A 12,750-nucleotide genomic window follows, 5' to 3' on the forward strand; every position below is an offset into this window, starting at 1 on the left:
CAGGCGATGATCGCCCCGGAGCCTCCTTGCGGTGGTGGTGTTGCTGATGGCAGAACCTTAACCGGTCAGGGAGCTGAGAACCAGCACGAGGGCTGCGACTTGTAAAGATTTCAGGTAGATAGCTACCGTCGCAATCCTTTGCGCAGGCACTTGCCACGGAGCGGCTTCAACCGTAATTGCTGAGCGTCCTTGACCAGGTAACGCACCGTTTTATGAACATTGCGCCGAATCGTTCGATCGCTCCGCAGGATCATGCCGATACCACACTTGTCTCCGTACTTTTCCTTGTCGTGATTGCAGCTATTGAAGTAGCCCTGCCCCCGCGTAATCCGCTCCCACAGCTCACCAATCTGCTTGGCTTTATAGATGTCTCCGCGCACTTCATTACCGTTGAAGAAGAAAGCCGCATGGATGTGGTATCCCCGGTCTTCACCCTGTTCAACACTGCAGATGTAACCAGTCTCAAGGTCGAAGATCGGATTGCGCTCACGCTCAGCAATCAGCCGATCCAGGTCGTCGAATACATGCTCGACACGTAACCTTGCCTGCGCTTCCGAGAGGTAGTACAGATTGACCCTGACTATTGTGGTGCGAGAGTAACGATCAAGCACAGCATCAACGTAATCGGTGACGCTTCCCTCCTGCTTCTTAGCCTGGAGGCGGAGGTCATCCTTCCTGCGGAGATACCATCGCTCACGAGTCAACTGACGGATCCGAGCAACCAAGACGTTCATGCTGTGGTGGTGGTCGAGCCAAGCCGTACCCCTTTCATTCAAGCAGACAGGACCATCAGGATGACGCTCCAGTCCAATGTCCTGGCATGCTTCCCAAAACGCTCGCAGGTGCTCGCTGTAGCGGTATTCAACTCGGTCATCGAACAGATCCATCATCTGCCGGATGTGAGTGAAGTATCTGGAGAGTCTGGTCTCCTCAACTCGCTCATAACCTGTGCGGGTTTGCCTGAACCGAAAGGCTGGGCTGTCATGCTGCTCGATGGCCTGGACGAGTCGTTCAATCTGAATGGCGATGTCGGACTGGGAAAGGTAGGTGTAGGTGTTGCGCTTGGTCATGGTGGTGTACCTGATTGGTTGTTCGCATATCAGGTACGTGCTCTGTGTACTTTTTAACCGAAGACGTATCGCTAGTCTGAGCAGTAGGTGCTGTGTAGCTGGATCATACTGCCTATTGAATTTTATGTATCGATAGTTAATAACTATATAACTAGAAGCAGCACCGTCTCAGATGGCTCCTCACGGCCAGACGGGGAGATGAGGAGCAACATTCCCAAGCCTACCAAGAGATTTTCCAAACCACCTTTTGGGGGAGTTAGCTGAGAAGACAGGCTTTCCCAAAGCGGCATAAACGCCATGACCAGCTACAGGCCGGTCATGGCGCAGTGATTAATTTTTAGCTGGCCACATTCAGACGACCAGATCGGGCTGAAGAGCTCTCTGCTAGGCCGCGCTCTTCAATTCTTGCCAGTATCCAGTCGTGCACCTCGCGTTCATCGACCGTGAAACCCTCAAGCGCATCGTGCCAGATCGTAAGCTTCGGCTAATGGTCGCCACCGATGCAGCCTGTGAGGGACTGCACCTGCAGACGCTGGGCGTGCTAATCAACGTTGACCATCCATGGAACCCGACCAAGCTTAAGCAACGCATACCAGTCTCCTGCCAATTACGCCCTGATCACGAGACAACTCAGCCGTTTCGCACCGGCGTGAGTATGGCCGTGGGAGAGCACACAACTACTTGCCTTGCGCCCCGTGTGAGGGCGACATAAAGGTTTTGGGCTGTCATCAACTCAGGATACAGAACCACCGAGACGTCCGCCTCCAGGCCCTTGAGAAGTAAAGTGCTGCCAACCGAACGTCGTGCAATCGGTCGACCAAGATGTCGATTGCGTTCGCGAGCTTGAATCGCTGCAGTCAGAAAGTCGGATGCCCCTCCTGCCACTGCTTGCATGGCAGAGCGACAGCAGTGCAGGACTTCTGGTCGGAACACGCGTGAGTCAGGCTGGTCAGCGAGGGCATTGAGCACACGATGCGCTCTGTCAAGCGTTGGCTCCGCGACGAATGCAACGGCCTCGGCCTCAGCCGGGGTCGGAGGCGTTCGGGCCCGTCCTCCACGAAGAGACTCGACACGCGTTCGTAGGTTTGCGGCACCAACCCCGGTCATCACGCTTGAAGCGAATTCGGCGAGCTGAGCCAGAGGATTGACGCCTTGCAGGTCGAACTGCCTTGCGAAGTTGACTAGATCTCGTAGGTCGACAGCTTCGACGGCCATGGCCCCTGGTGTCTGGCTCGTGAGCTGATGGCGGCCTTGCACGTTCATAGCGTCCCCGATGATGAGGACGCTGCCCTGAGCGTTGGGGGCCTCAGTTCTCGCGGCCACTAGGCGCTGCTGGACTTCGGTTCCAGCGTTCAGCTGAGCCCAACGTACTTCTGCCGGAGCCGTGCGTAGGTCCACCGGCTGGCCAGCCTGAAGTTGTTGCCGGATGGCGAGTAACCACTGCCCAAGGTTTTCAGCACCGGCCAGTCGCCAGCGCCACGGAATCCTCAGTTCACCCGCCGCCGGGAATTGGGGCTGAACTTCGTTCGCCCAATGCACCAGTCGATTGCCACGGAAACCGAAGATGGCTTGCATGGGGTCACCAAGCACGCAGGTCGGAAGCACCTGGGCCAAACCTGACACGATGGCATGCTGGACGACATTGCAGTCTTGGTACTCGTCGACAAGCAACCGTGCGTAGCTGGCACGGAGAGGCTGGGCAAGGTGGCCAGCGTGCAACAACTGCCCGGCGGCCTCTCGAATTGCAGGGTAGTCCGCGTTGGGCTGATGGAGCTCCAAGATTTGCGGGTTGTGGCCGCTTCGCGCCGGGAACCTGGCGATGAGACGCATCGAGAACCCGTCGATGGTGGAGACCCGATACGCGGAGCTAGGAACGCCTGCACGTCTCAGGCGTGCGCGCAAAGCCGCAACACCAGCGTTCGTGTGCGTTAGGACAAGGATGGGCTTGCTCTGCGTATGCGCGATGAGCGTGTCAGCAATCAGCTGCGTCTTCCCACAACCTGCGGGGGCTGTTATTGAGCCACGCTCGATGGCGAAGATGTCGATTTCAAGGGGCACTTGTGAACGTCCAGAGCTGGTTCGTGACGGCCATGAAGCCCGCTTCGGCCGTCTGCAGAGACGGGCCAACGATGTCCCTCGCGACTTCCTGGTAGGTTGTCAACGACTTGAACCACCCGCTGTTGCGGATACGGGATGCGGTACCCAGTAGCTCTCGCTTCGCGGGTGAGTAGCCATCCACGAGTCTTTCACCCTGGATGTCGTTCAGCGTCACGCGCCCTTGGGACCTAGTCTGAATATGCTCGTTCATCAGTTCGACACCCACTATCGCTTCGGCTTTCGCCAGAAGGGCATCAAGTGCTTGGTCACTGAGATGGCGGAAGATCTCATCCTCCAAAGTAAGACCCGGACGCCAGGTAAGAATTTGCCCACCTGCGGCCAAGAATGCTTCCGCAAGTCCTGCGGTAGACGGCTTGTCGGCGTCCACAAAAACCAACACGCGATAGCCTAGGTTCCGAAGTGCGGTTCCGCGGATAAGGCTATTATCAGGACTTCCCCCGCCAGCGTTCACGTAAGCACCTCCATGAGCCAGAAACGAGGTGGCCCCAAGGCTGACCCACCATTGGTCAAGGCCACGCGCGAAACCTACCTCACTAGCCCCCTCGCAGACGATGATGGATTTGGCGAGGAACGCCTCCGGGTCGGTCCGAAGAGTGCTCTGTACTTCATTGGCTCCCCCTGCCGTCATAACGCTGTGGCGTTCAGGCCCTGATCGAACAACGAACAGCTGGCTGCCGGACAGCTCGCGAAGCGCGACCGGCGAATGCGTCGTCATGAAGACCTGCAGCGGAGCTACAGCGTCCTTCGCGCCGAGAGAATCTAGGAAACGCATTAGCCGATGAGGTTCGAGTCCATATTCCACCTCATCGACTAGAGCAATTGGCGCGGCGCTGGCCGCAGCCCTCTGAAGCCCAGCCACTAGCAGGCGTGACGAACCCGTACCAAGGGAGCGTAGCGGAATGCCTGTCTCGCTGTGCAACGCGATGGCCCCCTCGCCAATCGACACAGAGTGTGCATCAAGGAGTGCCAGTGGCATCGCCCCGACCGAAACGCCGAGATGCTGCGCTGTCTGCTGCACGACCTCAAGCGTCTGGATTAGATGTGAGGCCGCTTGATTGCCAAAGTTCGCTCTTGCCTGCCTGGCGGCGCGCGCTAGTTCGGCACCAAGCTCCGCTCGTTCATCAGTAAGTCGATTGAGCACCGAACCACGACTCCATGACAGGTTCGAACTCGCAAAGCTACCAATGCGGGCGGGAGCTATTGCCGCTCGCTCTTTCCAGGGAAGGGTGCGCTCAAGCTGCTGCAGTTCCGCGCGCTCAGAGAAAAGCGTCCAAGAAGGCTCCAAATCGGCACCAACCTGCAGAAGCAATGTGATGACAGTCTCAATACCCACCCGCGGTTCATCTTCGACCGCTCCCGTTTCGGGATTGAATCCACGCAGGAAGTCGCCGTACAGGTCAATGTCCATCAGCGATGTAGGGAGATCGCCAAGCGTCACGCTGATGGTGATGGGCACTTCGACGTTCAGAGCGAAGAAATCCATATCGCCGAATGAGCTGCTTCGGCGAGCGCCAAGGCAGAGGTCAATCGCGTCGAGGATGGTGGATTTTCCGCTGTCGCCAGGGCCTATGAGGCAGTTAATGCCGGGGGAAGGCACCCAATCCAGCGCTTGGATAGACCTGAAGTTGCTGATTTTCAGTCGGCGAATGCGTGCCACAGTGACTCCTCAAAGGTTAACGGCGGTCAGTGCTCTAGCGACAGAGCCAGAGCCAGAGCCATAGCCATAGCCATAGCCATAGCCATAGCCATAGCCATAGTCGATAGTATGCCGCCTCTTCATCAAGGTGCAGGGTACTTCAATCAAGTGGTGACTGTTTTTTTGACCACCACTATCATCCTGGGCTGGAACTTGAAAAAACCCAAGCAGCCGTTTAAGCAACTACCCTTGAACGGTGCTCTTGGCCGATTTTTGCCTAAAGCGTATGGCAGAGATCATTGAAGCTGCATCCAGGCTCATCTGACCGAGAGAAGCCTATGTCCGTTTGCGACCACGAGCCAAAGCTTGAGCATTCAATGTCACGCGTCGCAGGCATGGGGGGACAGATGAGGGGACAAACAAAATAAAAAATAAAAATACTATACAAATTAATAACTTAACAAACATAAAAAGCCACCCACTAGCCAGCCTTTTGGTTCTCGCGAAAATCCAAGCCAACGCATTTTTAACGCTCCCGCCTCGCGTGATACAACCCGTACTAGGGTTCAGAACCACTCTTCCACATTGCATACCAACACAAAAACAAAGTACAAATAGCGCACAACATTGTATGCAATATCCATAGAAAACCCCGTACAAACCCCACCCACCCCAACCTCGGCAAATCATGGAACGACAAAGCCTCTATCGTCAGGTCTACTCCCGAATAGTGCGCTCCATCTCCCAGGAGACGCTGCGCAGCGGCCAGCGGGTGCCTTCTATCCGGTCGCTGGCAAGCGAGCTACGGTTTTCCAAAAACACCGTAGAAATCGCCTATGGCATGTTGATCAGCGATGGCTACCTGGAGGCCCGTGGGCAAGCCGGGACCTTCGTTTCAAGCACGGCAAAAATCACCAAACACCTCAAAAAACACCCCCCCAGCAAAACGCCCCCCCACAAAACCCACACCCCCCACGATCAATCAACGCAAAGCCCGCTCCTGCCCTACCAACTGGGCCTGCCGGCGCTCGACCTGTTCCCGCAAAAACTGTGGTCAACCCTCAGCTCCCGCCAGATGCGGCTGCAAAGCAAAATGCTCAGCTACCCCGCGCCAGCAGGCTACGCCCCGCTGCGCGAAAGCATTTCGGCGTACCTGCAACTCTCGCGGGGCGTCGACTGCTCGCCCGAGCAGGTGTTCATCACCGCCGGCTACCAAGGCGCCCTGAACCTGGTAGGCCGCACAATGTTTCAACACCAGGACCAAGTGTGGATAGAAGACCCCTGCTTCCCACCCGCTCGCCACCTGCTGAACCAACTCGGCGCCAGCCTCGTACCCGTGCGCGTCGACGAGCAAGGCATTCGCGTAGAAGACGGCAAAGCCCGCGCCCCGCACGCACGCTTTGCGCTGGTCACGCCCGCGCATCAAAGCCCGCTGGGCGTGTCGCTCTCTCTCAAGCGACGTCTTGAACTACTGGAATGGGCCAACCACAACAAGGCCTACATCATCGAAGATGACTATGACAGCGAGTACTGCTACGACGGGCGCCCACAACCGGCCCTGTCCAGCTTGGCCACGCACGACAACGTGCTCTACCTCGGCACGTTCAGCAAAGTGCTCAGCCCATCACTGCGCCTAGGCTATCTGGTGGTGCCGAAAAGCCTGGTGCCGCTGTTCAATGAGTCCTGCTACAAACTCAACGATGGCTGCCCCATGCTCAGCCAAGGTGTGATCGCCGCGTTCATGCAAGGCGGCTACTTCGCGCGGCACCTGCGCAAAATGCGCGCCGTCTACGTGCAGCGCCGGGAGATGGTGATCAACAGCCTGCTCGCCGAATTCGGCAGCCGCCTCACCTTCAAGGCCCCCGCCACAGGCCTGCACCTGTTGGCCCGGCTTAGCCCGGATGAGGACGACCAGCTGTTGGCGCAACGCGCCCGCGACCAGCATTTCGGCATCGCCGCACTGTCGGCGCGCAGCCTCGAACACGACTGCGGCGCCGGGCTGCTGCTAGGCTTCGCGAACATCGCGACCAGCGAACAGGCCGCAAGCCTCGCCCACCGGCTGCGGCTAAGCCTGGACGCTAAGCCAGGTCAGGAATAACCGCCGTCGCCTCGATCTGCACCTTGGCGCCCTCCACCATCAGGCTGCGCACCTCGAACGCACTCATCGGCGGATAATGGCCGACCAACGCCTTGTAGGCCTGCCCTACTTCGCGGGCCTGCTCGAAGTACGCCTGCCGATCACTCACGTACCAGGTCAGGCGCACCAGATGCTCAGGCTTGGCGCCCGCTTCAGCCAAGACCGCAACAATATTGCGAATGGCCTGGATCGCCTGCTCGGCATACCGCTCGCTGACCAGCTGGCTGTGGCTGTCCCAGCCAAACTGCCCGGAGGTAAACACCAGCGCGCCACGCGCTGCGATGCCGTTGGCGTAGCCACGCGGGCGCTCCCAACCGCTGGGTTGCAGTATGTTCATGCTGGCGCTCCGGTTTTATCCAGCAGGCCCTGCAACGCGCTGCGAACATCGGCCGGCATCGCGGTGGAGCGGCCGTCCAGCAATGACGTCTGCACCATGATCTGCTGGCTGCGCATGCGCAGGAGGCCGTCGACGTGCCCTTCAATGTCCACCGTCAGCGACCGCTCGCCCAGCCGCGCTATACGCAGCGCCAGCGTCAGTTGGTCGCCGTGGCGCGAAGGCGCGGTGAATTCACAAGTCAACTTGACCATCGGCAAGCCCAGTTGGCGCCTGCCGATCATGTCTGAAAAATCAATGCCCAAACCTTCGGTGAACCAGTCCTCGACCAACCAGTTGGTCATCACCAGGTACTGCGGGAAGTAGACAATGCCTGCCGGGTCGCAGTGCTGAAAACGCACCGGGTAAGTCTTGCTGAAATGCGGGTTGTGCACGCTGTGCTCCTTGTATCTGTCCAGGGTCAGGCCGCTGCGCGGCCCCGTTCGACCAACTGCAGGTAGTTGCCCAACATCGCCAGGCCTTGTGGCGTCATCAACGACTCGGGATGGAACTGCACGCCATAGATCGGCAACGTGGCGTGCCGCAAGGCCATGATTTCCCCAGGCTCCCCGTGCTCATCCAAGGCATGCGCAGTGGCCAGCAGCGGGCTGGGCAAATCACCCGCCACCAACGAGTGGTAACGCGCTACCTGCAAGCCATCCGGCAGGCCGTTGAACAGGTCGCGGCCGTCGTGACGAATACGCGAGACCTTGCCATGCAGCACCTCCCTGGCCCTGCGCACTTCGCCGCCGAACGCGGCGGTAATGCTCTGGTGCCCCAGGCAGATGCCCAGGATGGGCAAGCGCCCGGCAAAATGGCGAATGGCACTCAGGGAAATACCCGCCTCGGCGGGGGAGCAAGGGCCGGGCGAGATGATCAGCGACTCAGGCGCCAGCGCCTCGATCTGCGCCAGGGTGATTTCATCGTTGCGCTGCACCTGGACCTCGGCACCGAGCATGCCCAGGTACTGCACGATGTTGTAGGTGAACGAATCGTAGTTATCGATCACTAAGTGCATACGCCACCTCCTGCGGCTGTACGGCAGTTTTGTAGCGGCCGGCAGCCACCCGGATCATCTGGCTTTTTTCGATGGTCTCCTGCCACTCGCGCTCGGCCACCGAGTCCTGCACCACGCCGGCGCCAGCCTGCACGTACAGCGTTGCATCACGCAGCAGCGCGGTGCGAATGGCGATGGCCAGGTCCGCGCGGCCGTTCCAGTCCAGGTAGCCGATGGCACCGCCATACACGCCGCGAGAATGGGGCTCCAGCTCGGCGATGATCTCGAGCGCACGCACCTTCGACGCACCACTCAAGGTGCCCGCAGGGAACAGGCTCTTGAGCAGCTGCAAGCCGCTGATGTGCTCAGGCGTCTGCCCGGTAACGGTGGAGACGATGTGCATGACGTGGGAGAAGAACTCCACGTTGAGCAACTGGGTCACCTGCACGCTGCCAATGTTCGCCAGCCGTCCCAGGTCGTTGCGCGACAGGTCGACAAGCATCATGTGCTCGGCGATTTCCTTCGGGTCGGCGAGCAGCTCTTCCCTGAGCTGATGGTCTTGCGCCGCGACACCGCCGCGCCGACGGGTGCCGGCCATGGGCCGGGTGGTCACGCATTGGCCGTCCTGGCGGAAGAGCATTTCCGGCGAGGCACCGACCACCTGGCAATCGCCCAGGTTCAACAGGTAGCGATAGGGTGTCTGCCCCAGTTCCGCGAGGGCACGGTACAACGCGACGGCGTCTTCCTCGAAAGGCAGGCTCATGCGCTGCGACAGCACCACCTGCATCACATCACCCGCGACGATGTACTCCTTGATGCGCGCCACCGCCTGCAGAAACGCGGGCTGCGGGAATGCCGATTCGGCGACCGGCGCCATGGCGTCGGCTTGGCGGCTGACAGGCGCCGCTTTAACCAGCAGCGGGCGCAGGCGGGCGACCAACTGATTGAGCCGGTCTTGCCCGCGCAGGTAATCCCCCAGTGCCCTGGGGCTTTCGTGCACGATGCAATACGCCAGCTGCGCGTGATGGTCCAGCACGACCAGGTCGGTGCTGATCAGTTGCAGTACATCCGGAAGGTCGAACCCCGAAGGCTTGCGCGGCACCCGGCGCAGACGCGGCTCGATCAGCCGGGTCGTTTCAAAACCGAAGTAGCCAAAGAAGCCACCGCTGAACACCGGCAGGCCGGGGCAACTGGGAATTCGAAAATCCTTTTGCAGGCTGGCCAGTTCGGCCAACGGGTCGTCGCAGTTGATCCGGATGGTCAGCTGACCGTCACGGAACAGTTGCAAGCTCCCCTCATCAAGCTCCACCCGCTGCCGGCACGGCAGGCCGATCACCGAGTAGGCCTGGGTGAACACGCCCTCGTGCCAGTGGCCGGTTTCAAACAGGTAGTCCTGCCCACGGTTGGCCAGTACCTGATACAGCGAAACGGCCTCGACACCTGCCGGCAAGGGCAGGCTCTGCCACAGCGGGACGTGGGTGTATCCAGCTTCGCCATAGGCAAAGAATTCCTCCGCGCTCAGCATGCTCGCACCTCCGCTGCGCCACGCAGCAATTGATCAGCCAGACGCGCCAGGGCCTTGCGGTCTGGCTTGCCATTGCGGTTCAAGGGGATCTCGCTCGGCACGGCGATGTGTACCGGGCGTTTGTAGCTTTCCAGATGGGCGTGCATCAGGGTCTCGACCTGTTGCACCAGGTCGTCCGCCGCACCGTTCGCGCGAACGAACAGCACCGGGCGGCACTCCTCATCGGTACAGCCGGCCACCAGATAGCAATCACGCAAATCCGGCATCAAGCTGATCAACAGGTTCTCGATTTCCACCGGGGCCACCCAGCGACCGAACACCTTGAAGCGGTCATCCTCTCGGCCGTGGAAGGTCAGCAGGCCTTGCGGGTCCTGGCTGAACAGGTCGCCGGTGCAATACCAGCCCGCCTTGAAGCGGGCGGCCTGTTGCTCCGGCCGCTCCCAATAGCCGACAGCCATGCTCGGTGCCTTGACCAGCAACACGCCACTCTCCCCCGTGGCGACATCGTTGCCCGCAGCGTCGACGATGCGCGCATGCCAGCCAGGCAGCATGCGCCCGACCTTGCCGGGCTGCAGCGCGTCCGGGTAGCTGGTGGCGAAGATATGGCAAAGCTCGGTAGAGCCGATGCCGTCATGCAGGTTTGGCCGGTAGCGTTGTTGCCAGCGCCGGATGAGATTGGCCGGCAGCGGCGCGCCAGCTGAGAACGCCAGCCGCAGGTTGAGCGCCTGGGGCTCGACCGCGTCTTCCAGGAGCATGCCGTACACCGCCGGCACCGCGAACAGCACGGTGGGGCGATGCTCACGCAAAACGGCGCGTACACGCTCGGCAGAGGGCCAGGCCCCATCCATCACCGCGCAGGCGCCGACGTACAGCGGGAAGAACAGGCTGTTGCCCATCCCATAGCCAAAGAACGCCTTGGGCACCGAATACACCACGTCGTGCTCGTTGAGCCCGAGTTGGCCGACGGCAAAATCCTCGCAGCAGGCCAGCAATGACCGGGCGCTGTGGATCACCCCTTTGGGCTGCCCGGTACTGCCGGAGGTGTACTGGATCAACACCGGCGCCTGTGCGGGCTTTTCCGTGAACTCGCACCAGAGATCGTCCGGGTGCGACGCTTCCAGCCAGCCCATGCAGGCCCCGGCGTCCAGGGTATTTACGCCTGGGGCCGCTGCCCACAGCTCAGCCTGTGCCGGCTGCACAATGCACAACGCCGGGCGCGCGTCTGCCAATAGATGCGCGATGGCGGCGGCATCCAGCCTGGGGTTGAGCACCACAGGCAACGCGCCCATGGCCAAGGCCGCGAAGAACATCACGGCCAGCTCCGGGCCATCGTCCAGGGCAATGAGGATCCGCTCGTCGCGAGCGACACCCTGCCGGCACAGGCCTGCTGCCTGGCGGCGGACCAAGCGGTCCAGCTGTTGAAAGGTCAGCTGGAAGCCCGGCCCGCGAAAGCTTGTGCGCTGGCTGTCACGGCGGCTGGCGACAAGCCGTTCGGCCAGGTTGACCCGTGCAGGGTACTCAGCAAGGGCGCGGTCTGCGGCTGCCGTAGGCTCGGTAGAAATCAGCATGGTTGATCTCGGTCTTGTGTGGTTTCGAAGGCGTGCCTGCCGCACGCACAAGGCAGCGGCAAGCCGTGGCTCAGCCGTGAATCGGGCCGAGTTCTTCGCGCAGGGCGATACCGCCCAGGTTCTGCAACATCGGCGCGTTCTCGCACGCCAGGTACACACATTCCCCTGTGCCGGTATTGACGTGCTGGTGCTCGGCCCAGACCGGCACATACAGCGCATCGCCCGCCCGCCATGGCACCTGGCGGTCGCCGATGCGCGAGTAGCCTTCACCCTGCATGACGTAGATCAGCGTCTCGTAGTTGTGCCGGTGCAGCCGGGTCGACTCCGCCGCGTCCAGCCGCCCCACCGTCATGCTGATGGCGAAGCTGGGCAGGTCAACGATGTGCACCTTGTGCTTGCGCTGCGCGCAGAAGGTTGCGCTGGCGTCGTGGCTGGCCTGCATCACCTGGCTGTGGCTGAGCCGCTCTGGCAAGCGCGCCTGCAAACGGCTGGGGACGCGTCCGAAGTCCGCTGAGCTGAAGCGGCCTGAGTCGTCGCCGCGTGATGATTCGGCAGTGGCAAGGGCCTGCGATTGCTGCCAGATGGCATCGAACATCTCGACGCGGCGATTGATCACATCACGGCCGACGTCAATGGCCAACGCGCGGCGCTGTTCATCGCCCTGGGTCAGGCGCTCCATGATCGCCAGCATGGTCAGTGCGTGGTCTTCATCTTCCTCGATGTGCAGCTTGAAGAACTCGGTGGCGTCCTCGCCGTAGCCCTTGTGCTCCAGCGCTTGCAGTATCGGGCGATAGATCAGCGGCACGATGGCCTCGGCCCCCAGGCACATCGCGGCCAGGCCCACCAGCGCATCCGTGTTCTGGCAGTGGCCGAGCATGGTCCGCACCATCGCTGCGGTTTGCGGCAATGCCGGCTCATCGGCAGGCGACACACCGAGCACGCGCAAGGTGCGCTGGAACATGTCGGCGTGGGTGATGCAGTCCTGCCCGTCCACGCCCATTTCTTCGCGCATGTTTTCCATCAGCGCCAGCACATCGTCCGCGTCTTGCAGGTGGCCCATCAGGGCACACAGGTAGCGGGTGAAATGACGTGAGTAGTGGCCGTGCTGCACCAGCAATGTCTTGAGCGTGGCGAGGTTGGCCTCGTTGCGCTCCAGGGCCAGCAGCAGTGGGTGCTGCGACAGTTGGTCGAGGTCCTGCGCGGCCAGCCACTCGGTCCAGATCAGGCTGATGGTGACCAAGGGCTGTAGTTCCATGTTCGGGGTGGCGAGAGCTTCCACGTCATTTCTCCTTGAAAATCGACTGCACGGATGTGCGTTGGGTAGGG

The 12,750-nt window shown here is 60.8% G+C and carries 11 protein-coding genes and 1 pseudogene; 2 read left to right on the forward strand and 10 right to left on the reverse strand.

What is annotated here, in order from left to right; all coding sequences use genetic code 11:
• Positions 1-122: 122 nt before the first annotated feature.
• Together M5G11_RS03960 and M5G11_RS03965 are read right to left on the reverse strand one after the other, a co-directional pair.
• The gene (locus tag M5G11_RS03960) at positions 123-1,070 is read right to left on the reverse strand and encodes a YagK/YfjJ domain-containing protein (protein ID WP_010562355.1); all 948 of its coding nucleotides are present in this window, start codon (positions 1,068-1,070) and stop codon (positions 123-125) included.
• 337 nt (positions 1,071-1,407) lie between these two features.
• Positions 1,408-1,506 (reverse strand): annotated as a pseudogene (locus M5G11_RS03965) (AlpA family transcriptional regulator); the annotation flags it as partial.
• Here M5G11_RS03965 and M5G11_RS03970 point away from each other — a divergent pair.
• Positions 1,492-1,782 carry a helicase-related protein gene (locus tag M5G11_RS03970; RefSeq protein ID WP_258170888.1) on the forward strand — a complete coding sequence of 97 codons (291 nt, stop codon included), beginning with the start codon at positions 1,492-1,494 and terminating at the stop codon, positions 1,780-1,782. The pseudogene M5G11_RS03965 and the gene M5G11_RS03970 overlap by 15 nt on opposite strands.
• On the opposite strand, the gene M5G11_RS03975 is transcribed toward M5G11_RS03970, so the two are convergent.
• Complete coding sequence (locus M5G11_RS03975) at positions 1,701-3,128, reverse strand: UvrD-helicase domain-containing protein (RefSeq protein WP_273909529.1); 1,428 nt, start codon at positions 3,126-3,128, stop codon at positions 1,701-1,703. The genes M5G11_RS03970 and M5G11_RS03975 overlap by 82 nt on opposite strands.
• Positions 3,118-4,845: an ATP-dependent nuclease gene (locus M5G11_RS03980; protein WP_010562353.1), complete on the reverse strand. Its 1,728-nt coding sequence runs from the start codon at positions 4,843-4,845 to the stop codon at positions 3,118-3,120. The genes M5G11_RS03975 and M5G11_RS03980 overlap by 11 nt, the downstream gene beginning before the upstream one ends.
• A gap of 667 nt (positions 4,846-5,512) precedes the next feature.
• Here M5G11_RS03980 and pdxR point away from each other — a divergent pair.
• Positions 5,513-6,922, forward strand: coding sequence for a MocR-like pyridoxine biosynthesis transcription factor PdxR (pdxR, locus tag M5G11_RS03985; RefSeq protein WP_273909528.1), 1,410 nt, complete (start codon positions 5,513-5,515; stop codon positions 6,920-6,922).
• Here pdxR and M5G11_RS03990 read toward each other — a convergent pair.
• The 6 genes from M5G11_RS03990 to M5G11_RS04015 all read right to left on the reverse strand — a co-directional run bounded on the left by M5G11_RS03990 (position 6,903) and on the right by M5G11_RS04015 (position 12,703).
• Entirely contained in the window at positions 6,903-7,298 is a 396-nt protein-coding gene (locus M5G11_RS03990) for a RidA family protein (protein WP_273909527.1), read from the reverse strand. The genes pdxR and M5G11_RS03990 overlap by 20 nt on opposite strands.
• Positions 7,295-7,729, reverse strand: coding sequence for an acyl-CoA thioesterase (locus tag M5G11_RS03995; RefSeq protein WP_273909526.1), 435 nt, complete (start codon positions 7,727-7,729; stop codon positions 7,295-7,297). Before M5G11_RS03995 ends, M5G11_RS03990 begins: the two co-directional genes overlap by 4 nt.
• Positions 7,730-7,755: 26 nt before the next feature.
• The gene (locus M5G11_RS04000) at positions 7,756-8,352 is read right to left on the reverse strand and encodes an anthranilate synthase component II (protein WP_273909525.1); all 597 of its coding nucleotides are present in this window, start codon (positions 8,350-8,352) and stop codon (positions 7,756-7,758) included.
• Positions 8,333-9,856 (reverse strand): anthranilate synthase component I family protein, encoded by a 1,524-nt coding sequence (locus M5G11_RS04005; protein WP_273909524.1) that lies wholly within the window; start codon positions 9,854-9,856, stop codon positions 8,333-8,335. Before M5G11_RS04005 ends, M5G11_RS04000 begins: the two co-directional genes overlap by 20 nt.
• Complete coding sequence (locus tag M5G11_RS04010; protein WP_273909523.1) at positions 9,850-11,424, reverse strand: AMP-binding protein; 1,575 nt, start codon at positions 11,422-11,424, stop codon at positions 9,850-9,852. The genes M5G11_RS04005 and M5G11_RS04010 overlap by 7 nt, the downstream gene beginning before the upstream one ends.
• A gap of 70 nt (positions 11,425-11,494) precedes the next feature.
• Positions 11,495-12,703 carry an iron-containing redox enzyme family protein gene (locus M5G11_RS04015; protein ID WP_273909522.1) on the reverse strand — a complete coding sequence of 403 codons (1,209 nt, stop codon included), beginning with the start codon at positions 12,701-12,703 and terminating at the stop codon, positions 11,495-11,497.
• Between the last annotated feature and the right edge of the window lie 47 nt (positions 12,704-12,750).

The sequence above is a fragment of the Pseudomonas fontis genome, from assembly GCF_028656955.1.
Classification (GTDB): domain Bacteria; phylum Pseudomonadota; class Gammaproteobacteria; order Pseudomonadales; family Pseudomonadaceae; genus Aquipseudomonas; species Aquipseudomonas fontis.